The 21,857-nt window shown below is 51.3% G+C and carries 20 protein-coding genes; 15 read left to right on the top strand and 5 right to left on the bottom strand.

Going from position 1 to position 21,857, the window contains the following annotated elements:
- The first annotated feature begins 19 nt into the window (after window positions 1-19).
- The 4 genes from kdpB to kdpE are packed head-to-tail and all read left to right on the top strand — an operon-like array spanning window position 20 to window position 6,012.
- Window positions 20-2,068 carry a potassium-transporting ATPase subunit KdpB gene (gene kdpB / locus M2374_RS00820; protein WP_181688362.1) on the top strand — a complete coding sequence of 683 codons (2,049 nt, stop codon included), beginning with the start codon at window positions 20-22 and terminating at the stop codon, window positions 2,066-2,068.
- Window positions 2,069-2,076: 8 nt separating this feature from the next.
- Entirely contained in the window at window positions 2,077-2,643 is a 567-nt protein-coding gene (gene kdpC, locus M2374_RS00815) for a potassium-transporting ATPase subunit KdpC (RefSeq protein WP_115259069.1), read from the top strand.
- 10 nt (window positions 2,644-2,653) lie between these two features.
- Window positions 2,654-5,338: a two-component system sensor histidine kinase KdpD gene (gene kdpD / locus M2374_RS00810; protein ID WP_181219198.1), complete on the top strand. Its 2,685-nt coding sequence runs from the start codon at window positions 2,654-2,656 to the stop codon at window positions 5,336-5,338.
- Window positions 5,335-6,012 (top strand): two-component system response regulator KdpE, encoded by a 678-nt coding sequence (kdpE, locus tag M2374_RS00805; protein WP_115259071.1) that lies wholly within the window; start codon window positions 5,335-5,337, stop codon window positions 6,010-6,012. Before kdpD ends, kdpE begins: the two co-directional genes overlap by 4 nt.
- A gap of 98 nt (window positions 6,013-6,110) precedes the next feature.
- Here kdpE and pgm read toward each other — a convergent pair whose 3' ends face one another.
- Together pgm and seqA are read right to left on the bottom strand one after the other, a co-directional pair.
- Complete coding sequence (gene pgm, locus M2374_RS00800; protein ID WP_181688363.1) at window positions 6,111-7,751, bottom strand: phosphoglucomutase (alpha-D-glucose-1,6-bisphosphate-dependent); 1,641 nt, start codon at window positions 7,749-7,751, stop codon at window positions 6,111-6,113.
- A 24-nt stretch (window positions 7,752-7,775) separates the two neighbouring features.
- Window positions 7,776-8,318 carry a replication initiation negative regulator SeqA gene (seqA, locus tag M2374_RS00795; protein ID WP_181688364.1) on the bottom strand — a complete coding sequence of 181 codons (543 nt, stop codon included), beginning with the start codon at window positions 8,316-8,318 and terminating at the stop codon, window positions 7,776-7,778.
- Window positions 8,319-8,513: 195 nt separating this feature from the next.
- Here seqA and ybfF point away from each other — a divergent pair, with 195 nt between their 5' ends.
- From ybfF to M2374_RS00740, 11 genes are all read left to right on the top strand, one after another.
- Complete coding sequence (gene ybfF / locus M2374_RS00790; protein WP_181688365.1) at window positions 8,514-9,287, top strand: esterase; 774 nt, start codon at window positions 8,514-8,516, stop codon at window positions 9,285-9,287.
- A gap of 128 nt (window positions 9,288-9,415) precedes the next feature.
- Window positions 9,416-9,703, top strand: a complete 288-nt coding sequence (gene ybfE / locus M2374_RS00785; RefSeq protein WP_096757867.1) for a LexA regulated protein — start codon at window positions 9,416-9,418, stop codon at window positions 9,701-9,703.
- A 280-nt stretch (window positions 9,704-9,983) separates the two neighbouring features.
- Window positions 9,984-10,514 (top strand): flavodoxin FldA, encoded by a 531-nt coding sequence (fldA, locus tag M2374_RS00780; protein WP_167456047.1) that lies wholly within the window; start codon window positions 9,984-9,986, stop codon window positions 10,512-10,514.
- 210 nt (window positions 10,515-10,724) lie between these two features.
- Window positions 10,725-10,811: a ryhB-regulated fur leader peptide gene (locus tag M2374_RS00775; protein ID WP_115259075.1), complete on the top strand. Its 87-nt coding sequence runs from the start codon at window positions 10,725-10,727 to the stop codon at window positions 10,809-10,811.
- A complete protein-coding gene (gene fur / locus M2374_RS00770) occupies window positions 10,804-11,256 on the top strand; it encodes a ferric iron uptake transcriptional regulator (protein ID WP_115259076.1) in 453 nt (150 codons plus the stop codon). The genes M2374_RS00775 and fur overlap by 8 nt, the downstream gene beginning before the upstream one ends.
- Before the next feature lie 276 nt (window positions 11,257-11,532).
- Entirely contained in the window at window positions 11,533-14,259 is a 2,727-nt protein-coding gene (locus M2374_RS00765; RefSeq protein WP_181688366.1) for a sigma 54-interacting transcriptional regulator, read from the top strand.
- A gap of 149 nt (window positions 14,260-14,408) precedes the next feature.
- Window positions 14,409-14,831 carry a PTS sugar transporter subunit IIA gene (locus M2374_RS00760; protein ID WP_115259080.1) on the top strand — a complete coding sequence of 141 codons (423 nt, stop codon included), beginning with the start codon at window positions 14,409-14,411 and terminating at the stop codon, window positions 14,829-14,831.
- Window positions 14,832-14,845: 14 nt separating this feature from the next.
- Window positions 14,846-15,577, top strand: a complete 732-nt coding sequence (locus M2374_RS00755) for a BtpA/SgcQ family protein (RefSeq protein WP_197970841.1) — start codon at window positions 14,846-14,848, stop codon at window positions 15,575-15,577.
- The gene (locus M2374_RS00750; RefSeq protein WP_115259083.1) at window positions 15,570-16,043 is read left to right on the top strand and encodes a PTS sugar transporter subunit IIB; all 474 of its coding nucleotides are present in this window, start codon (window positions 15,570-15,572) and stop codon (window positions 16,041-16,043) included. The genes M2374_RS00755 and M2374_RS00750 overlap by 8 nt, the downstream gene beginning before the upstream one ends.
- Before the next feature lie 10 nt (window positions 16,044-16,053).
- A complete protein-coding gene (locus M2374_RS00745) occupies window positions 16,054-16,815 on the top strand; it encodes a PTS sugar transporter subunit IIC (protein ID WP_115259084.1) in 762 nt (253 codons plus the stop codon).
- The gene (locus tag M2374_RS00740; protein WP_115259085.1) at window positions 16,799-17,617 is read left to right on the top strand and encodes a PTS system mannose/fructose/sorbose family transporter subunit IID; all 819 of its coding nucleotides are present in this window, start codon (window positions 16,799-16,801) and stop codon (window positions 17,615-17,617) included. Before M2374_RS00745 ends, M2374_RS00740 begins: the two co-directional genes overlap by 17 nt.
- Before the next feature lie 49 nt (window positions 17,618-17,666).
- Here M2374_RS00740 and chiQ read toward each other — a convergent pair whose 3' ends face one another.
- From chiQ to glnS, 3 genes are all read right to left on the bottom strand, one after another.
- Entirely contained in the window at window positions 17,667-17,999 is a 333-nt protein-coding gene (gene chiQ / locus M2374_RS00735; RefSeq protein WP_181688367.1) for a ChiQ/YbfN family lipoprotein, read from the bottom strand.
- A 49-nt stretch (window positions 18,000-18,048) separates the two neighbouring features.
- Window positions 18,049-19,455 carry a chitoporin ChiP gene (gene chiP / locus M2374_RS00730; RefSeq protein WP_115259087.1) on the bottom strand — a complete coding sequence of 469 codons (1,407 nt, stop codon included), beginning with the start codon at window positions 19,453-19,455 and terminating at the stop codon, window positions 18,049-18,051.
- A gap of 560 nt (window positions 19,456-20,015) precedes the next feature.
- Complete coding sequence (gene glnS, locus M2374_RS00725) at window positions 20,016-21,683, bottom strand: glutamine--tRNA ligase (RefSeq protein WP_117342232.1); 1,668 nt, start codon at window positions 21,681-21,683, stop codon at window positions 20,016-20,018.
- Window positions 21,684-21,857 lie beyond the last annotated feature (174 nt).

Below are 21,857 nucleotides of genomic sequence, written 5' to 3'. Positions count from 1 at the left end.
CGATGCGGAGCACATTGTTATGAGTCGCAAACAACTGGCACTGTTCGAACCGTCTCTGGTCACACACGCGCTGATGGACGCAGTCAAAAAGTTAAGCCCACATACTCAGTGGCGCAACCCGGTGATGTTTATCGTCTGGCTGGGCAGCCTGCTGACAACCTTGTTAACCGTTGCAATGGCAACCGGGCACATGACAGGCAATCCCCTGTTTACCGGTGCGATAAGCCTCTGGCTGTGGGTCACCGTCCTTTTCGCCAATTTTGCCGAAGCGCTGGCGGAAGGACGCAGTAAAGCTCAGGCCAACAGCCTGAAAGGCGTTAAGAAGACGGCGTTTGCCCGCAAATTGCGTGAACCGAAATACGGTGCAGAAATGGATCATGTTCCCGCAGAGGAACTACGCAAAGGCGATATCGTGCTGGTAGAAGCAGGCGATATTATTCCCTGCGACGGCGAGGTGATTGAAGGCGGCGCATCGGTGGACGAAAGCGCCATTACCGGGGAATCTGCGCCGGTTATCCGTGAGTCCGGCGGTGATTTTGCTTCCGTAACCGGCGGGACCCGCATTCTTTCCGACTGGCTGGTTATCGAATGCAGCGTGAACCCCGGTGAAACCTTCCTCGACCGGATGATCGCCATGGTTGAAGGCGCCCAGCGGCGTAAGACGCCCAACGAAATCGCGCTGACAATCCTGCTGATAGCCCTGACCATCGTCTTTTTACTGGCAACCGCCACCCTGTGGCCGTTCTCTGCCTGGGGCGGCAGTGCAGTTAGCGTCACGGTGCTGGTTGCCCTGCTGGTGTGCCTGATCCCGACAACTATTGGTGGGCTACTCTCGGCGATTGGCGTGGCCGGTATGAGCCGAATGCTCGGCGCGAACGTGATCGCCACCAGCGGGCGGGCGGTCGAAGCAGCAGGTGACGTCGACGTACTGTTGCTGGATAAAACCGGCACCATTACGCTGGGTAACCGTCAGGCATCAGATTTTATTCCCGCCCACGGTGTCGACGAAAAAACGCTGGCCGACGCGGCGCAGCTTTCATCACTGGCGGATGAAACGCCGGAAGGTCGCAGCATCGTGATTCTGGCAAAACAGCGCTTTAATCTGCGCATACGCGATGTGCAATCGCTGCACGCCACGTTTGTGCCGTTCACCGCGCAAAGCCGGATGAGCGGCATTAACATCGACAACCGCATGATCCGTAAAGGCTCGGTCGACGCCATTCGTCGTCACGTTGAGGCCAACGGCGGACACTTCCCTGCAGATGTCGAACAGAAAGTGGAAAACGTTGCCCGTCTTGGCGCGACGCCGCTGGTGGTTGTCGAAGGTTCGCGCGTTCTGGGCGTCATTGCCCTGAAAGATATCGTCAAAGGCGGGATCAAAGAACGGTTTGCCCAGCTACGCAAAATGGGTATCAAAACGGTGATGATTACCGGCGATAACCGTCTGACTGCCGCCGCGATTGCAGCGGAGGCCGGGGTGGACGACTTTTTAGCCGAAGCCACACCGGAAGCTAAGCTGGCGCTGATTCGTCAGTACCAGGCGGAAGGCCGTCTGGTGGCAATGACCGGTGACGGCACGAACGACGCCCCCGCACTGGCGCAGGCAGACGTTGCTGTCGCCATGAACTCCGGGACCCAGGCGGCTAAAGAAGCGGGCAACATGGTGGACCTTGATTCTAACCCCACCAAGCTTATCGAAGTGGTCCACATTGGCAAACAGATGCTGATGACGCGCGGTTCACTGACCACCTTCAGTATTGCCAACGACGTCGCCAAATATTTTGCCATTATTCCGGCGGCGTTTGCCACCACCTATCCGCAGCTCAACGCGCTTAACGTGATGCGTCTGCATTCGCCGGATTCGGCAATCCTCAGCGCAGTTATCTTCAATGCGCTGGTGATTGTCTTTCTGATCCCACTGGCACTGAAAGGGGTGAGCTACAAACCGTTGTCCGCCTCCGCCATGTTACGCCGCAATCTGTGGATTTACGGCCTCGGCGGCCTGGTCGTGCCATTTATCGGCATTAAAGTGATTGATTTACTGCTGACCCTGCTGGGTCTGGTGTGAGGTTTCAGATGAGTGGATTACGTCCTGCATTATCAACATTATTTTTCCTGATGCTTATTACCGGCGGGGTCTACCCGCTGTTGACCACCGCACTGGGGCAGTGGTGGTTTCCCCATCAGGCCAACGGGTCGCTCATCCGCGAAGGTCAGACGATCCGCGGTTCTGAACGCATCGGGCAACACTTTACCGCCGCCGGATATTTTCAGGGACGCCCGTCAGCAACGGCGGAAATACCCTATAATCCAATGGGTTCGGGTGGCAGTAATCTGGCCGCCAGCAACCCGGAGCTGGATAAGCAACTACAAAGCCGGATCGCCGCGCTGCGTGCCGCCAACCCGCAGGCCAGCCCTGTCGTTCCTGTGGAGTTAGTAACCGCATCCGCCAGCGGGCTGGATAATAACCTGACGCCAGAGGCCGTTGCCTGGCAGATTCCACGCGTGGCACATGCGCGCAACCTCAGCGTTGAAGAGGTTACGCAGTTGGTTGCACAATACACGCAAAAGCCGCTGGTCAGTTTTATCGGTCAACCGGTGGTGAACCTGGTGGAACTTAATTTAGCGCTGGATAAGCACTGAGACAAAGGACATGCATAGCGAACCCTTACGCCCCGATCCGGACCGTTTACTGGAACAAACGACCGCCCCGCATCGTGGAAAACTGAAAATTTTCTTCGGTGCCTGTGCCGGCGTGGGTAAAACCTGGGCCATGCTGGCAGAGGCCCAGCGGCTGCGGGCGCAAGGCCTGGATGTGTTGATCGGTGTGGTGGAAACCCACGGACGCAAAGAGACCGCCGCGCTGCTGGACGGTCTTGCCGTGCTGCCGTTAAAACGTCAGACTCACCGCGGGCGACGCATCAGCGAGTTCGATCTTGATGCGGCCCTCGCCCGCCGCCCGGCGCTGATATTAATGGACGAACTGGCGCACAGCAATGCGCCAGGCTCGCGCCATCCCCGCCGCTGGCAGGACATTGAAGAGCTGCTGGAAGCGGGCATTGATGTCTTTACTACCGTTAACGTGCAGCATCTGGAAAGCCTGAACGACGTGGTCAGCGGCGTGACCGGTATCCAAGTGCGTGAAACCGTCCCCGATCCCTTTTTCGATGCCGCCGATGATGTGGTGCTGGTCGATCTGCCGCCTGACGACTTACGCCAGCGCCTCAACGAAGGCAAGGTCTACATCGCCGGTCAGGCGGAACGGGCAATCGAACATTTCTTTCGCAAAGGTAATTTAATCGCCCTGCGCGAACTGGCCCTACGCCGTACCGCCGATCGAGTAGACGATCAAATGCGCGCCTGGCGAGGACGACCGGGAGAGGAAAAAGTCTGGCACACCCGCGACGCTATTTTGCTGTGTATTGGACACAATACCGGCAGTGAAAAGCTGGTACGCGCCGCCGCACGTCTGGCTGCTCGCCTTGGCAGCGTGTGGCACGCGGTGTATGTCGAAACCCCGGCGCTGCATCAGCTCCCGGAAAAACAGCGCCGTGCGATCTTAAGCGCGCTACGGCTGGCACAGGAACTGGGTGCGGAAACCGCCACCCTTTCCGATCCCGCCGAAGACAAGGCGGTGATTCGCTACGCCCGGGAGCATAACCTGGGAAAAATTGTGCTGGGACGGCCAACCACGCGCCGCTGGTGGCGCAGCGATTCCTTTGCCGACAAGCTGGCTCATCGTGCACCAGATCTCGATCTGATGATTGTCGCGTTGGACGAGCCTCCACCACGCGCGGCAGCCCAAACCATGGATACCCGCACCTTTAAGGATAAATGGCGGGTACAAATTCAGGGCTGTGTGGTGGCCGCCGCGCTGTGCGCCATCACCACGCTGATTGCCATGCAATGGCTGGTTACCTTTGATGCCGCCAATCTGGTGATGCTCTATCTGTTAGGCGTGGTGGTTATCGCCCTGTTTTATGGTCGTTGGCCCTCGGTAGTGGCGACCATGATCAACGTCGCCAGCTTCGATCTGTTCTTTATTGCGCCACGCGGGACGCTTGCCGTCTCAGACGTCCAGTATCTGCTCACTTTTGCGGTCATGTTAACGGTTGGTCTGGTTATTGGGAATCTGACCGCAGGCGTGCGCTATCAGGCGCGGGTCGCGCGTTATCGGGAGCAGCGAACGCGTCATCTGTATGAGATGTCCAAAGCGCTGGCCGTGGGACGTAGCCAGAAAGATATCGCCACCACCAGCGAACAGTTTATCGCCTCCACCTTTCAGGCCCGCAGCCAGGTGTTATTGCCGGATGAGCACGGAAAGCTGGCACCGCTGACGCAGCAGCAGGGCATGACGCCGTGGGATGACGCCATTGCCCAATGGAGTTTTGATAAAGGACAACCGGCAGGTGCCGGCACCGATACCCTCCCCGGCGTGCCGTATCAAATCTTGCCGCTGAAAAGCGCTGACAAAACGCACGGGCTGCTGGTAGTGGAGCCGGGAAACCTGCGTCAGTTGATGATCCCGGAACAGCAGCGTCTGCTGGAAACCTTTACCCTGCTGGTTGCCAGTGCGCTCGAACGCCTGACGCTGACCGCCAGCGAAGAACTGGCGCGATTGGCCAGCGAACGAGAGAGCATCCGCAATGCCCTGCTGGCGGCCCTCTCCCATGATTTACGCACGCCACTCACGGTGCTGTTCGGTCAGGCAGAGATTTTAACACTGGACCTCGCCAGCGAAGGTTCTCCCCACGCCCGCCAGGCCAGCGAAATTCGCCAGCACGTGCTCAATACCACCCGGCTGGTCAATAATTTGCTGGATATGGCGCGGATTCAATCTGGCGGCTTTAATCTTAAGAAGGAGTGGTTAACGCTGGAAGAAGTAGTAGGTAGCGCCCTGCAAATGCTGGAACCTGGCTTAGCCGCGCCGATTAATCTGTCGCTTCCGGCGCCGTTGACGCTGATTCACGTTGACGGTCCACTGTTTGAACGGGTGCTGATTAACCTGCTGGAAAACGCCATTAAGTACGCAGGTCCACAGGCGCAAATCGGCATTGATGCGCAGGTAGAAGGTGAGCATCTGTTTCTGGATGTATGGGATAATGGCCCCGGCATTCCAGCGGGCCAGGAGCACGCTATTTTCGACAAGTTCTCCCGGGGAAACAAAGAATCCTCTGTACCGGGCGTAGGGCTGGGACTGGCTATTTGTCAGGCGATTGTGAACGTACACGGCGGGACGATTACCGCCCATAATCGACCGCAGGGTGGCGCATGCTTCCGTGTTACACTCCCGCAGGAAACGCCCCCTGAACTTGAAGATTTTCATGAGGATATGTGACAAACGTACTGATTGTTGAAGATGAACAGGCCATTCGCCGCTTTCTGCGCACCGCACTGGAAGCCGATGGCCTGCGCGTTTACGAAGCAGAAACGCTGCAACGTGGCCTGCTGGAAGCGGCCACGCGAAAACCCGATCTCATCATTCTCGATCTCGGCCTGCCGGACGGTGACGGCATCGATTTTATTCGCGACCTGCGACAATGGAGTGCCATCCCGGTGATTGTGCTTTCTGCCCGCAGTGAGGAGAGCGACAAAATCGCCGCGCTGGACGCCGGTGCCGATGATTATCTCAGCAAACCGTTTGGTATTGGCGAGCTGCAGGCGCGTTTACGCGTGGCCTTACGCCGCCACGCAACCGGGCAAACGCCCGAACCGGTGGTTCAATTCTCAAACATTAAAGTGGATATTGCCGCGCGGCTGGTACACCGTGGTGAAGAGGAAATACATCTGACGCCGATTGAGTTTCGCCTGCTTGCGGTCCTGCTGAACAACGCGGGTAAAGTGCTCACCCAACGCCAGTTGTTAAACCAGGTATGGGGACCCAATGCCGTCGAGCACAGCCACTACCTGCGAATCTATATGGGGCACTTGCGCCAGAAGCTCGAGCTGGATCCGGCCCGTCCACGTCACTTTATTACCGAAACCGGGATCGGCTATCGATTTATGCCGTGAACAGATGCTGAATAAAAAAGCCGGATCAGCATATAAGCTATCCGGCTTTTATAATTCATGCCGGATGGCGACGCGAGCATCGTCATCCGGTCTACGCCTTATGCGTTTTTCAGCACTTCACTGACAATCTCAACCGCTTCTTTCTCAATTTGCTGGCGATGCTCAGCGCCGAGGAAGCTTTCACAGTAAATTTTGTAGGCGTCCTCGGTGCCGGACGGGCGTGCGGCAAACCAGCCGTTGTCGGTCATCACCTTCAGACCGCCAATGGAGGCACCGTTACCTGGTGCAGCGGTCAGACGTGCAGTGATCGGGTCACCGGCAAGCGTACTGGCGCTAACCATTTCCGGAGACAGTTTAGACAGCGCTGCTTTCTGCGCAGACGTCGCGGGAGCCTGTAAACGGTTGTAGCTTGGCGCACCAAAGCGCGCGGCCAGTTCATTATAGTGTTCCTGCGGATTTTTACCGGTAACCGCGGTAATTTCCGCCGCCAGCAGGCACATGATGATCCCGTCTTTGTCCGTCGACCATGGCGTACCGTCGAAACGCAGGAATGACGCGCCCGCGCTCTCTTCACCGCCAAAGCCAAAGCTGCCGTCAAACAGACCGTCAACGAACCATTTAAAGCCAACCGGCACTTCCACCAGCTTGCGACCCAGGTCATTCACCACGCGGTCAATCATCGCGGAGGACACCAGCGTTTTACCGACAGCAACCTCTTTGCCCCACTGCGGACGATGCTGGAACAGGTAGTTGATTGCCACCGCCAGATAATGGTTCGGGTTCATCAACCCAGCCGGGGTAACAATGCCGTGACGGTCGTAGTCCGGATCGTTGGCAAACGCCAGATCGAACTTATCACGCAGCGCCAACAGACCCGCCATGGCACACTCAGAAGAGCAGTCCATACGGATGGCGCCATCTTTGTCGAGATGCATAAAGCGGAAGGTCTGATCAACCTGATCGTTAACGATGGTCAGATTCAGTTTGTAGTGCTCAGCAATACGCTTCCAGTATTCGATACCGGAGCCACCCAGCGGATCAACACCCAGCGTCAGGCCCGCTTTCTGGATCGCGGCCATATCGACGATGTCTGCCAATCCTTCAACGAACGGTTGCACCAGATCCTGTTCTTTCACGTGACCCGACGCCAGCGCCGCATCCAGTGAAATACGTTTCACGCCGTTAAGGTCATCGGCCAGTAGTGCATTGGCCCTGTCTTCCACCACTTTAGTGACGTTAGTATCTGCTGGACCACCGTTTGGCGGGTTGTATTTAATCCCGCCATCTTCCGGCGGGTTATGGGACGGTGTGATCACAATACCGTCAGCCAACGGGCCGCCTTTTTTGTTGTGGACCAGGATAGCGTTAGACACGGCGGGCGTTGGCGTATAGCCGTTATTTTCCTGCACGATGACATCAACACCGTTTGCCGCCAGCACTTCCAGTACAGAGATAAATGCCGGTTCAGACAGCGCGTGAGTGTCCTTGCCCACATAACAAGGGCCAGTAATTCCGTTTTTCGCACGTTCTTCAGCAATCGCTTGAGCGATAGCCAGAATGTGCGGTTCGTTAAAACTGTGACGACCTGCACTGCCGCGATGCCCGGACGTACCGAACTTAACGGCGTGCTCTGCATTCCCTGTTTCTGGTTTCAGTACATAGTACTGTGCCGTCAGTTGGGCGACGTTAATCAAATCACTCTGTTGTGCAGGTTGACCTGCACGATTGTGGATTGCCATTGCCTGGTCCTTCTAATGCAAGGATTAAATTGTTCCGCAAACCTTTTCAATCAATTCCGCAGGGAATTGCATTGACTGCATGATGTGTTCAACCATGCTGCATTTACGGCCGGTATTCGTGTTGGTGATCACCCAATACGGCGTGCCTGGCACGTGTTTCGGCTTGGTTTGATTACCATTTTTCAGCAGCGTCTGTTCATCCGCTGCAAAATAGACGCGCGTGCGACCATGCAACGATTCTGTTGCCTCGGCAAACGCGTGTTGATCCAGTGAATAGAGTGTAGACAGCACCAGCATAAAGCGATTCACTGCTTTTTTCTGTTCCGCATATTCATCGGAAAGCAGCAGTTCACGCATGGCGCGCACTTTGTCTTTTACAGGGTTAATCGGCTTGGCTTCCACGACAGGTTGCACGGCGCGGACGTCTTTCACCACCGGCGTGGCAGGCTGTGATGCGGCGGAAAACTTCAACATACGCCGTAAAATGTCGGATGCGCTCTCGCCGATATGCTTGGTATGGCTGGCAATATAGCTATAGAGTTCATCATCAACTTCAATCGTTTTCATCTTAATCCAGTGCGGTGTTTAGCTGAATACAAGTTGTTGGGACTGTACACGCGTAGTGTAAAGGCAAATCCCAACAGCGGATAGCGTCAAGCCCGATGGCCGGAAAAACTCGGAGTAACCGTAGTTGTTGCAGCCGTGTGGCAGAATGGTCAACATGATACCCTAACCCGCTAGCGTGAAAAAAAGAACTTTGCCATGAAATTGAATATCCGAGCGCAATCTGCACAAAACCTGCACAATAATTCTCCCATCGTCCTGGTGCACGGGCTGTTTGGCAGCCTGGACAATCTGGGCATACTGGCCCGCTCTCTGGTTGTCGATCACAATATCATCCAGGTTGATATGCGAAATCATGGCCTCTCACCCCGTTCTCCGGAGATGAACTACCCGGCGATGGCGCAAGATCTGCTGGATACGTTGGATGCCCAACAGATAGAAAAAGCCACCTTTATTGGCCATTCAATGGGGGGCAAAGCCGTGATGGCGCTAACCGCCCTGGCACCGGAACGTATCGATAAGCTGGTGGCTATCGATATTGCCCCGGTTGATTACCTGGTCCGCCGTCACGATGAGATATTTGCGGCGATTAATGCGGTGACGGATACAGAAGCCGCGTCGCGCCAGCAGGCGGCTAGCGTGATGCGCCAACATCTTAAAGAAGAAGGCGTGATCCAGTTTCTGCTGAAATCATTTATAGACGGTGAATGGCGCTTTAACGTCCCGGTATTGTGGGATCAGTATCCGCATATTGTCGGCTGGGAAACCATTCCGGCCTGGGATCACCCGGCGCTGTTCATCCCTGGGGGGAACTCACCGTACGTTACTGAAGCGTATCGAGCCCCATTGCTGGCGCAATTTCCCCAGGCTCGGGCACATGTTATTGCCGGCGCGGGCCATTGGGTGCATGCAGAAAAACCCGAAGCCGTGCTGCGCGCCATCCGTCGTTATCTGACAGAACAGGCTAACTGATTAAAAACTCAGCGTCCGCGCGCGATTACGTGCGTGGGCGTTGGCGCGCCTCCCCTGCTGATGTATGATGGCGCGCTATCCATCCGGGCAGACGCCTGGCTGATTGTTTCCCCGAAGTCACCAAGATCATGGCCAAAGAACAAACGGACCGTACGACATTAGATCTGTTCGCGCAGGAGCGTCGCCCGGGACGACCCAAAACCAATCCGCTTTCGCGTGATGAACAGTTACGTATTAACAAACGTAATCAGCTTAAACGCGACAAAGTTCGTGGGCTTAAGCGTGTCGAACTGAAACTGAACGCCGACGCCGTTGACGCGCTGAATGAGCTGGCTGATGCGCGTAATATGAGCCGCAGTGAACTCATTGAAGAAATGCTGATGATCCAACTCGCCACATTGCGTGGTCAGGCATAGTCTGAAATTCTGCTCTATACCCTTAATAATTCGAGTTGCATCAAGGCGGCGACGCAGCGAATCTCCAGGAGTGTACATAAGTACGTGACTGGGGTGAGCGAGGAAAGCCAACGCACATGCAGCTTGAAGTATGACGGGTATAAATCATAAATCGTGTAGCACAGAGTGCAGTCCAGCGTGTTTGCTGTTTCCGCATGCCTGACTGTTCTGCTATGATTGCCCTTATCCGTGGGCAATGCGCCACCACCATTTCAATAAGTTTCAAGAGGTTATTTTACTCATGGCAATCACTGGCATCTTTTTCGGCAGCGACACCGGTAATACCGAAAACATCGCAAAAATGATTCAAAAACAGCTTGGTAAAGACGTTGCCGATGTACATGACATTGCAAAAAGCAGCAAAGAAGACCTGGAAGGGTATGACATTCTGCTGCTCGGCATCCCGACCTGGTACTACGGCGAAGCGCAGTGTGACTGGGACGACTTCTTCCCGACCCTCGAAGACATTGATTTTAACGGTAAACTGGTTGCTTTGTTTGGCTGTGGCGATCAGGAAGATTACGCAGAATATTTCTGCGATGCGTTAGGCACGATTCGCGACATCATCGAACCGCGCGGCGCAACCATCGTCGGTCACTGGCCAACGGCGGGTTACCACTTTGAAGCATCCAAAGGTTTGGCTGACGACGACCACTTTGTCGGCCTGGCTATCGATGAAGATCGCCAGCCTGAACTGACCGCAGAACGCGTTGAAAAATGGGTTAAGCAGATTTCAGCAGAACTGCATCTCGACGAGATTATTAACGCCTAATTTCGTGCGGCGCAGATCTTCATCTGTGCCGCATCAATAGATAAAACCAATCAAAATAATTGCTACAAATTTGTAACTTTCTCGCCTGACCCTGTACAATGGCTGGATGCCAATCGGGTATTGCACAGTGTGTTTGTTGGCGATACCACGTTTTGATTAACAATATTTGCCAGAGGCTTGCAGTTTTCATTTAGGCGTGGCAGTTCTATAATGATACGCATTATCTCAAGTGCAATTTCTGTCACTTCTTTTAATGAAGTGAACCGTTTAGCTACAGGACAGATTCCGCATGACTGACAACAATACCGCATTAAAGAAGGCTGGCCTGAAAGTAACGCTTCCTCGTTTAAAAATTCTGGAAGTTCTTCAGGAACCGGATAACCATCACGTCAGTGCGGAAGACTTATACAAACGCCTGATCGATATGGGTGAAGAGATTGGTCTGGCGACCGTGTATCGCGTACTGAACCAGTTTGATGATGCCGGTATCGTGACCCGACATAATTTCGAAGGGGGCAAATCCGTCTTCGAACTGACTCAACAGCATCATCACGATCACCTGATTTGCCTCGACTGTGGCAAAGTGGTCGAATTCAGCGATGACTCTATCGAAGCGCGCCAGCGTGAGATTGCCACTAAACATGGTATTCGTTTAACGAATCATAGCCTCTATCTTTACGGCCACTGCGCTGAAGGCGATTGCCGCGAAGATGAGCATGCGCACGACGGTGTTGCAAAATAAGTTTTGAATCACGTCAGTCCCCCGCTCAACGTTGAGCCGGGGATTAACGTATCAGTAAAATTTAAGTACGAAATAGTCACAATCACCGCCAACCATCCGCCGACTATCCGCAAAATGTGATAACCTCCCCCGCGGCTAAATCAAAATAACACGCGTAGAAAACGTGATGACTCAAAAACTCCAAATGAGCCATGATGTCCCACAACATTTTATTTTTGTTACTTTTATATGCGCACCAGACGTTAGAACCCGCATGGAACAGTTAAGAGGCTCACGGTGTTAAAAGAAGAGATCTTTGCATTTTTGGCAGAAGAGACCCGTCATTTTTCTTTTGACTCGCTGGACGACTTTCATACGGCCCAAACGATGGCAGAACACTTCAATGTGAAGCGTAATACCATCAGCCACTATCTGAATCAGCTCATTGACGATAATCTGGTCATAAAACTGAATACCCGGCCCGTCTATTTTCTGCACAAAGCCGTTTTTGAAGAACAGTTTTTTCGTGTCAGTCAGTCCGTCTTCTCAGGCGCCGCTGAGCTAAAAAAGCATCAATATAAACAACAAGACACGTTTGCCGGATTGATCGGTTCCCAGGGAAGTTTAGTCCCCGTTATAGAAAAATTGAATACCGCGATCTGTTATCCCCCTCACGGTCTGTCAGTAATGCTGTATGGCCCGACCGGCAGCGGTAAGAGCATGCTGGCACAATTATCCTGGCAGCGAGCTGTGGAGAAGAAAATCCTGCCCCCCACCGCGCCATTTATTGCGTTCAATTGTGCTCAATATGCCAACAACCCTGAATTACTTTCGAGTCACCTCTTTGGCTATATCAAAGGTGCATTTACAGGGGCAGATAAAACCAGCGAAGGACTTCTGCAAAAAGCCGATGGAGGGGTGCTATTTCTGGATGAGATCCACCGCTTACATCCGGAGGGTCAGGAAAAGTTATTCACCTTTATGGATACCGGGCGTTTTCGTCGCATGGGGGAAAGCGAAAAAGAAATCAGCGCTCAGGTCAGACTGGTTTTCGCCACAACCGTCTCGCCCAAAGAGTATTTTCTGGACACGTTTATACGTCGTATCCCGCTGAATATTGCCATTCCTTCGTTGGAACAGCGCGGTGAAGCGGAAAAAATCCAGTTTATTTATGCCTTTTTCCTGCATGAGTCGAAACTGCTCAAGCGCAATATCAAACTGTCCCCACAGGTGCTGAACGTCTTAAAACGACACATCTACAGCGGAAATATCGGTGAATTAAAAAATACCATCACCTGCCTGAGTGCCACGCGTTTTGCAAAGTCTCAAGCAGATCAGTGCCTCTCTTTACACTTAGACGATCTACCAGACAGCTTTATGCCGCATGGTGTGCAAATTAATCACCAGGTTGTAGGAACCGCTGTCGTATTTACCCCTTCGATGACGCTACAGCAATTGGTTCTCCCTGTAGTACCGTTGAACCATTTTATTAGTGAATTCTGGGATAAGATCTTCAGCCTGTTTCAGCAAAATAGCGAAAATGTACTGCTCCCAGAAGTCTCTCGTGAAATCGATACGCTGTTCGATAAGATCATATTTAACCCAACAGCACAAAACGATCACCCGGCCATTTATTCACATCTCAATACTATCCAGGATATTGTTCAGCAGATAGAAAGCAAACATTCGGTCCAATTTAACGGTAATCGACTGTACGGCTTAGCATGGTATTTATTCACTAAAAATAAGCAGGGTAATGACGGCATCCTGGCGCATAAAAAAACGCTCAAAAATTTACATCAGTATATTAGCCAACATTTGGCAGAAGAGAACCTGATTGCGAGTATGTTATCAACACAAATCGCCCAGCGATTTGATCTCAAGATTACCCAGGAAGATGACGTTTTCTTCACGCTATATTTGAAAAGTATGAAGATGGTGGCCGTTGCACCACGAACCAAAGCGGTCATTCTGGCACATGGCTATGCAACGGCCAGCAGTATTGCCAATGTCGTGAACCGCATGTTGGGTGAAACCCTTTTTGCCTCCTTCGATATGCCTATCGACACGGCCATCAAAGATATCGCCAGTAATATACTGCAGTACATTAATGATAATGATATGTCCAATGGGCTGGTCATTCTGGTAGATATGGGGTCGTTAACGGATATTTACTCTGAGTTCAATAAAAGCATCCATTTCCCTGTCGCCATTATTAATAATGTCTCCACGGCAATGGCGCTACACGTCGGTGAGTTATTATTAGATAACGCTCCGCTGGAAAGCATTGTTGAGAACGTCACCTCTTACCAAAAGAATGACAGTAAAATCATCTATTCAGAGCAGGTCAAACGTCCAGTAATCATTACCAGCTGCTATACCGGAATGGGTACGGCGCAGCGAATACAGACATTGCTGGAAGACAGTATTCCGAAAGAAGCAGGGGTGGATGTTATCGCCTATGACCACCAGCTACTGCTTTCAGAGTCCTCCCGCCAGTCACTGTCTCAGTTCTATGACATTATTGCTGTTGTCGGAACAGCTAATCCGGATATCCCCTTTATTCCCTATATTTCATTGGATGACCTGATCAGCGGCCGGGGTGATGTTCGCCTGGAAACGGTTTTCCAGGGCATTGCTGATACCGATATGATTCAGACCATCAACGACAGATTGGTACATAACTTTTCGCTCAAGCGGGTCATCGCTCAGTTGACGATTCTGGATACCGGAAAAATCCTTGAGCACCTTGATATCTGTATCAGTACTCTCGAAAGATTACTCAAAAAACGCTTAGCCAATGAGACGAAGATTAACCTGTATGTCCATGCCAGCTGCATGCTGGAACGTTTGATTCGTCAGATTCCTCTTGAGAACTACCCGGCACAGCAGACGCTTAGTCAAAGTGATAAAGAAACACTGTGCATGATTCAGGATGCCTTTAGTGTCATAGAAGATACCTATAGTGTCACCATTCCGTTCAGCGAAATCGGCTATATTTACGATATCATAAAATCAAATTAATCCTTTAAAATCATAATGATGGATTAACTCCCCCCTCTCACCTCCTTCCGCTTTGACATTAGCTGGCATGATTCCTGCTATCTCAATTCAGTCTCATCATTTATGGCGACACCTGTAGTGTCGTCACTCATTGTGGAGCATGGAGCGGTATGCGTAAGTTTTTGTTCGCCAGTCATGGCAGATTTGCTGATGGAATCAGGGATTCACTGGAAATGGTCGTGGGTAAAAATGAAGATATTTCCACGCTGTGTGCCTACACCGAGGATGTGCCTGATATCAAACTCAGCGTACAAAAATTCATGAGCACGTTGGGCAGCCAAGATGAAGCCATTGTGATCACCGATATCTCTAAGGGAAGCGTGACTAACGAGTTTATTACTCATCTTGACGATCCGCGCCTGCATTTAATCACCGGACTCAATTTACCGTTACTGATTGCATTGATTCTGGAAAACCCCGATACCGACGACACCCAAGCGCTAATTAGAACCGCCGTTCTGGAATCCAAAGAAACCATCCAGTACTGCAATGATGTGTTATTCAACAGCACCCCAAAATCAGATGATTTTTAATGCCAGGAGCGAACATGAAAAATAAAGTTGAAACGTTATTTGGTGACAATAAATTCATTCTTGCCATGCTGCATTTGAAAGGTGAAAACGACCGTGATGTCCTCGAAAATGCAAAAAAAGAGATCGCTATCTATCAACAAAATGGCGTAGATGCGGTGATTGTTGAAAACTATTTTGGCACCCCTGCACAAGTTGAAAGCGTGCTGCATTACCTCGACAGCACTCAACCGGGTATTACCTACGGCGTCAATCTGTTAGACGATGATAAGAAAGGGTTTGAGTTAGCCAAAAAATATCACGCCAGCTTTATCCAGTTAGATTCTGTTGCCGGACATTTGCCTGTCGATGAAGACCTCTCATTTGCCCAATTTATTGAGGAAAATCGTCGCAATGCTTCTTTTGCCGTATTCGGTGGTGTACGTTTCAAGTATCAACCCTACAAATCTGGACGCAGCTTGCAGGAAGACCTGACGCTAGGGATGCAACGCTGTGACGCCATTGTCGTCACCGGTGATGCCACCGGACAGGAAACAGATGAAGATAAAATCCGCGAATTCAGGGCCATCATTGGTGACTTTCCATTAATTATTGGTGCCGGGATCACCCTCGACAATTGTCAGCATCAGTTGACCATGGGTTCAGGTGCAGTGGTAGGAAGTTATTTCAAAGATACCTATAAAGACACCGGCGATGTCTGTGCCGAACACGTTTCACAGCTAATGCAAAAGGTTAAACAAAATGATTAAATTATTACGTGTAGACCATCGCTTATTACATGGCCAGGTAGCTTTTGCCTGGACTGCGGCGCTGCAGGCCGATTGCATTCTTATTGCCAATGATGACATCATCAATGATGAGTTAAAAATGACGGCCATGCGCCTGGCGCGACCGAATAACGTTAAATTGGTTATTAAAAATATTGCAGATTCGATCAAAGCCTTACAAAGCGGCGCGACAGAAAAATATAACCTCTTTATTGTTGTTGCATCGATTAATGATGCACACGCGTTGGCAATGGAATACGAAAAAATTGTCAGTATCAATCTGGGTGGGATTAAATCTGCACCGGGCACGCGTCAAATATCAAAAGCCATATTTATTACCGACCACGACGTTACACAATTAAAAGAACTGGATAACAAAGGTGTCGAACTTGAGATCAGGCAAGTACCGAACGATACCCGACTGAAAGCTATCGCCTTACTGGGATGAGGTAGTGGATATGAGCTTACTAATGCAATCCTTTTTATTGGGTGGTTTATCCTGTGTCGGTTACCTGGACTCCATCTTCGGTACCGCCATGCTCCGACGTCCGATCGTAATGGGGCCGTTGGTGGGGCTAATTATGGGCGATCTCACCAATGGCATCATTATTGGTTCGGCCATTGAACTTGTGCTGTTAGGCGCATTCCAGATTGGCGCATCTAATCCCCCTGATGTGACGTCTGGCGGTATTTTAGGCACCGCCTTTGCCATTGCCTCTGGGCAAAACGTGGCCACTGCCGTAGCTCTTGCGGTACCTATTGCTACGTTGGTATTGGTATTACAAAACGCCGTGTATATCTTTGTCTTGCCGATATTTTGCCGTCGCGCAGACAAACATGCGTTAAATGCCAATATCAGCGGCGTGGTCCGCATGCATATTTACTCTACCCTCGCCTGTTCCGTGCCGTTTGCGATTCTGGTTGGTTTTGCTTTTTATGTTGGGACGCCGGTGGTTAATGCCATTCTCGAATCGATCCCCAAAGATATTATGACGGGAATGACTATCGCCACGGGCATCTTACCGGCGCTCGGTTTTGCCATGCTGGCGAGAATGATCATCAACAAAAAAGTATTCCCCTATTTCTTCTTTGGTTTTCTACTAGCGGCATATTTAAAACTACCGCTGGTCGGGATCGCCCTGTTTGGCCTGTTCCTCGCAATCGTACTCGTTAATAACGAAGCAAAAAAACAAGAGGTCATCGATGACAACGAATTCTGATGTCAAAATTACCAAACGCGATCTCTGGAGCGTCTATTTCCGCTCATTGACCATGGAATCGTCGTGGAACTATGAGCGTATGATGCATATGGGTTATACCTTTTCGATGGTGCCCATTATCCGTAAAACGTGTAAAACCGACCAGGAAATCTCCGACGCGCTGGTCCGGCATTTGGAGTTTTTTAATACCACGCCTCACTTGTCGACGCTGCCGCTGGGGATTACGTCAGCCATGGAAGAGCGCCGGATGCTCGACGATGACTTCGACGCCAGCTCAATCAACGCCGTGAAGGCATCGCTGATGGGTCCATTAGCGGGTATTGGTGATTCATTCTTCTGGGGAACGCTGCGTATTATCGCCGCGGGGTTGGGGATTTCATTAGCATCATCCGGCAATATTCTGGGACCGCTACTGTTCCTGCTGGTGTTTAACATTCCCCACTACTTTATCCGCTACTTCTGTTTGATGGGCGGTTACCGACTGGGTGCTGATTTCTTCAAAAAAATGGAGGAGTCGGGAATGATGCAGAAAATCACCTACGGTGCGGCAATATTGGGGCTGATGGTCATAGGAGGAATGACCGCCACCATGGTCTCATTGAACGTTCCCTTTGTGATTGGCGAAGGTGCTTATGCCGTGCCGTTACAAAAGATTTTAAACGATATTATGCCGTGTCTGTTACCGATGGGGGCATTTGGCGTAATGTATTATCTGTTAGGGAAGAACATCCAAATTTCCCGCATTCTTATTGGCATCGTTGTCGTATCAATACTGGGTGCCTATTTGAATATTCTGGGTTAACAAAAACAGCAACGGGCGGAGACTATCCGCCCGTTTTTTACCTGTCATTTTACTCCGCTGTGTTCTTGCTGCGGATTTCCCGCCATACCTTGTCGCAATCAGCCGAAACGGCCTGATCGTTGCCCGTACGCGTCGCCTGGATACACTGCTGATAATCCAGTACGCGAACACTTTCTTCATTGGCAAACTGCTGGTGCTGCTTTTCTTTCTTCAGCACGTTTAACACGCTTTGGCAGGCCTCGATTTTCTCTGGCGATCCCTGTGCGGTGTTGATGCAGGCGCTGTAGGCTTCTTTCAAACGGCTGTCTTCTTTTGGCGCCGGAGATTGTGCGCAGGCCACCAGCCCAGATGCCATGACGGCGATGAGTATCAGTTTTTTCATAGAACAGTCCTCAACGTTGCGGCAGGCACCTGGCCTGCCGCGGTTGGCATTAGAAGATGGTGAATGGTGCAATCACGATGAACTTCACGTCGCGCTCATCCTGGAACATGTTGCCGTAACCACCACTCCAGCTTGGGATGTCTGAATGGTTGTCGTATTGGGTGAAGTGCAGTTTAAACATCGTGCCTTTCGCACGACCGTCCTGCAGGGTGTAGACCGCATCCAGGCTGTAAGACGATTCTTCGATGGTACGATTTTTGTCGTAGTATGCATCCGGGTTAGTCTGCCAGGTCGATGGCTTAGCGTCCCAGGCGTAAACATAGGAGGCACCCACAGCCCAACCCGGCAGGTTCCAGTTTTTCAGGTCATACATTGCGCCAAAGAAAACCGCTTTTTCGCCGTTGGCGTTGAAGTCAGAGCGGTTATCCCACCACACGTCCAGACGACCGTTTGAGGAGGCATAGGTTGGCGTCATACGCTGCAGGAAATAGCCCTGCTGTCCGTCCGCTTTCACCCAGGTACCTTCCAGACGCAGATCAACCACTTCTGCCACTTTGTAGCCAAAGGTCAGCGCCTGCAGCCAGGCGGTACCGTCATAAATATTGTTAACGGTACGGTCATCAACCTTATCGCGTGCGCCGTAGAACTGATAGCTGGTGGTGAATGGATTGCCGCCTAAATCAAATTTGTAACTGGCTTTCGCGAAGTATTGATCGACATAGCCTTCGGACTGACCAAATGCCGCTTCCAGCAACAGGTTGTTTTTGAAGTCATATTTCGCGCCGACCGAATGAAGGTAATCTACCTTGGTCTTTTTATCGGCCTGATAGAATTTATCGACTTCGATGTGCCACGGTGCTTTATATTCGTTAGCCCACATGTAGGAGAAGCTCAGCGCACCGGCATCACCATAGTCAAAGTTAGCACCGGCTTCAGCACCCTGATAAGTACCCGGCATAAAGCTCCAGTGCGGAGCCAGCAACGTCTGCCCGGTGGGTTGAATATAACCAGCGCGCGCCCAGGTTGGGCCATATTTGAATTTAGCTGCTGCTTTATAAAGGCTAATCCCGCTCTTATCGCCGGAGTAATCTTCGTCATAGCCTTTATTTTTGGAAGAGAATGCGATTTCGTTTGGATGACCGCTTTCGCTACTTTCGTTCATTTCAATAGCGGTAAATGCAGCGATATCAATACCAAACATATCAGCCGCGTAACCGGACTGGAAGTCGAGGTTGGCGTTCCAGGTGGAGTGCGAAAGGTTGGTTTTGTATTTGTCATGATCGGTCACATCTTTACGGTCACGCTCACGCTGCCAGTAATAGATGCCGCCGGTTAAGGTTGAGTCATCAATAAATCCTTCGGCATGTACCTGGGGAGCGACAACAAAACCCGACATTGCTGTGATACCGGCGATAGCCAGCGCCAGCGTACTACGTTTGCCACTAAACGTACGCATATGTTAATCCTCTTTGACGTATAACCCTTCGTCTTTCAAGCCGCATCTGCGTTGGCGTTCCTCGCTCATCCCAGTCACGTACTGATGTACGCTCTTGGGAATTCGCTGCGTCGCCGCCTTGATGCAACTCGAAATCCATTGGGTATAAAATGCTGCCGGTAAAAGCGGTCAGCGAAAAAACAAAAAGTAAAAAAAGTAGCGCTGAGAAAACCTCATTGACTACAATGAATAGACTATTTTTCGCGACGCGAATTATCAATCTCTTTTTGTAACCAGTATGTAAGAATATGAGCAACCGCACATATTTGATTGCTTTCTGTTACATTTTCATGTGCAGATATAAAAACGTTGAAAAATGAAAAAAATGCTTGTTTTCCATATGGATGAAAGCGGTTACAGTCAGAGTCGTCCTCGGGCATAAGGTTTTGATAGGTAATTAACTAATTCTCAGGACACGACGTAATAATAATTAATTCGCTCTGCAAACAGAGCCAGTAATGCAGGATGTCGAGATAAAAAAAACGCCGCAGAGCGCGGCGTTTGACAGGGGGTATTGCAGCTTACTCGCCCACTTTAGCCCACGTATCACGCAGACCCACAGTACGGTTAAACACCAGCTTATCCGCCGTTGTATAGCGGCTATCGAGGCAGAAGTACCCTTCACGTTCAAACTGGAAGGCTTTACCCGCAACGGCAGCCTGCAGCGATGGTTCGCCATAGCCCTGTTTGATAACCAGTGAATCCGGGTTAATAACGGACAGGAAGTCATCCGCCGCCCCTGGGTTCGGCACGCTGAACAGACGATCGTACAGACGGATTTCAATTGGCAGTGCATGTGCCGCACTGACCCAATGAATAACGCCTTTGACTTTACGCCCATCGGCCGGATCTTTGCTCAACGTGTCAGCGTCATAGGTGCAAAAAATAGTGGTGATATTGCCTTCTGCGTCTTTCTCAACACGCTCGGCTTTAACAACATACGCATTGCGCAGACGCACTTCTTTGCCCATCACCAGACGCTTGTACTGCTTGTTGGCTTCTTCGCGGAAATCTGCGCGATCGATCCAAATCTCACCGCTGAACGGCACTTCACGGCTGCCCATTTCCGGTTTATTCGGATGGTTCGGCATAGTAACCAGTTCGCTTTCACCCTGCGGATAGTTTTCGATAACCAGTTTCACTGGATCGATAACCGCCATCGCGCGCGGTGCGTTTTCGTTGAGATCTTCACGAATACAGGATTCCAGAGAGGCGATCTCAATGGTGTTATCCTGCTTGGTCACGCCAATACGTTTACAGAACTCACGGATAGCGGCAGCAGTATAACCACGGCGACGCAGGCCAGAGATAGTCGGCATACGCGGATCGTCCCAGCCTTCAACGTGCTTGTCGGTGACCAGCAGGTTCAGCTTACGCTTGGACATCACGGTATATTCCAGATTCAGGCGCGAGAATTCGTACTGGCGCGGGTGAACCGGAATGGTGATGTTGTCCAGTACCCAATCGTACAGACGACGGTTGTCCTGGAACTCCAGCGTACACAGGGAATGCGTGATGCCTTCCAGCGCATCGCTGATGCAGTGGGTAAAGTCGTACATCGGGTAGATGCACCACTTATTACCGGTCTGGTGGTGCTCGGCAAATTTAATGCGGTACAGCACCGGGTCGCGCATGACGATAAACGGCGAGGCCATATCGATTTTCGCGCGCAGGCAGGCTTTCCCTTCTTCAAAACCACCGGTACGCATTTTTTCGAACAGCGCGAGGTTCTCTTCAACGCTACGATCGCGGTACGGGCTGTTTTTACCAGGCTGCGTCAAGGTGCCACGGTATTCACGGATCTCGTCAGCTGACAGTTCGTCGACGTACGCCAGGCCTTTGTTGATAAGCTCTACCGCATAGGCATGCAGCTGGTCGAAGTAATCCGACGAGTAGCGAATATCGCCAGTCCAGTGGAAACCTAACCATTCAACGTCATTTTTGATGGATTCAACGTACTCGATGTCTTCTTTAACCGGGTTCGTATCATCAAAACGCAGGTTGCACTGGCCCTGGTAATCTTGCGCAATACCAAAGTTCAGACAAATGGATTTCGCGTGGCCAATGTGCAGATAGCCATTTGGCTCCGGCGGAAAACGGGTATGGATAGTGGTGTGCTTACCACTGGCCAGATCTTCATCGATGATCTGACGAATAAAGTTACTCGGGCGGGCTTCAGCCTCACTCATCGTGGATTCCTCAAAGCGTAAACAACGTATAACGGCGTATGATCTTATAAGCAGGACTGACTGACAACCTTTAGTTACGCAAAATACGTATCAGACAGTCATTATGCGGGCATTTGCTGCAAAAAAAAGCGGCGGAGATTGCTCCCCGCCGCTGGTGACGCATTTCATGTTGCC

This window comes from Citrobacter sp. JUb117 (assembly GCF_024809055.1).
GTDB lineage: Bacteria > Pseudomonadota > Gammaproteobacteria > Enterobacterales > Enterobacteriaceae > Citrobacter > Citrobacter gillenii.
The sequence above is the reverse complement of the archived record's forward strand: the minus strand, read 5'-3'. Positions and strand labels throughout refer to the sequence as shown.

Bases quoted from the DNA above. Each gene is read 5' to 3' on its own strand.
- kdpB (WP_181688362.1), top strand. From the start codon at position 20: ATGAGTCGCAAACAACTGGCACTGTTCGAACCGTCTCTGGTCACACAC.
- kdpC (WP_115259069.1), top strand. From the start codon at position 2,077: ATGAGTGGATTACGTCCTGCATTATCAACATTATTTTTCCTGATGCTT.
- kdpD (WP_181219198.1), top strand. From the start codon at position 2,654: ATGCATAGCGAACCCTTACGCCCCGATCCGGACCGTTTACTGGAACAA.
- pgm (WP_181688363.1), bottom strand. From the start codon at position 7,751: ATGGCAATCCACAATCGTGCAGGTCAACCTGCACAACAGAGTGATTTG.
- seqA (WP_181688364.1), bottom strand. From the start codon at position 8,318: ATGAAAACGATTGAAGTTGATGATGAACTCTATAGCTATATTGCCAGC.
- ybfF (WP_181688365.1), top strand. From the start codon at position 8,514: ATGAAATTGAATATCCGAGCGCAATCTGCACAAAACCTGCACAATAAT.
- ybfE (WP_096757867.1), top strand. From the start codon at position 9,416: ATGGCCAAAGAACAAACGGACCGTACGACATTAGATCTGTTCGCGCAG.
- fldA (WP_167456047.1), top strand. From the start codon at position 9,984: ATGGCAATCACTGGCATCTTTTTCGGCAGCGACACCGGTAATACCGAA.
- M2374_RS00775 (WP_115259075.1), top strand. From the start codon at position 10,725: ATGATACGCATTATCTCAAGTGCAATTTCTGTCACTTCTTTTAATGAA.
- fur (WP_115259076.1), top strand. From the start codon at position 10,804: ATGACTGACAACAATACCGCATTAAAGAAGGCTGGCCTGAAAGTAACG.
- M2374_RS00760 (WP_115259080.1), top strand. From the start codon at position 14,409: ATGCGTAAGTTTTTGTTCGCCAGTCATGGCAGATTTGCTGATGGAATC.
- M2374_RS00755 (WP_197970841.1), top strand. From the start codon at position 14,846: ATGAAAAATAAAGTTGAAACGTTATTTGGTGACAATAAATTCATTCTT.
- M2374_RS00750 (WP_115259083.1), top strand. From the start codon at position 15,570: ATGATTAAATTATTACGTGTAGACCATCGCTTATTACATGGCCAGGTA.
- M2374_RS00745 (WP_115259084.1), top strand. From the start codon at position 16,054: ATGAGCTTACTAATGCAATCCTTTTTATTGGGTGGTTTATCCTGTGTC.
- M2374_RS00740 (WP_115259085.1), top strand. From the start codon at position 16,799: ATGACAACGAATTCTGATGTCAAAATTACCAAACGCGATCTCTGGAGC.
- chiQ (WP_181688367.1), bottom strand. From the start codon at position 17,999: ATGAAAAAACTGATACTCATCGCCGTCATGGCATCTGGGCTGGTGGCC.
- chiP (WP_115259087.1), bottom strand. From the start codon at position 19,455: ATGCGTACGTTTAGTGGCAAACGTAGTACGCTGGCGCTGGCTATCGCC.
- glnS (WP_117342232.1), bottom strand. From the start codon at position 21,683: ATGAGTGAGGCTGAAGCCCGCCCGAGTAACTTTATTCGTCAGATCATC.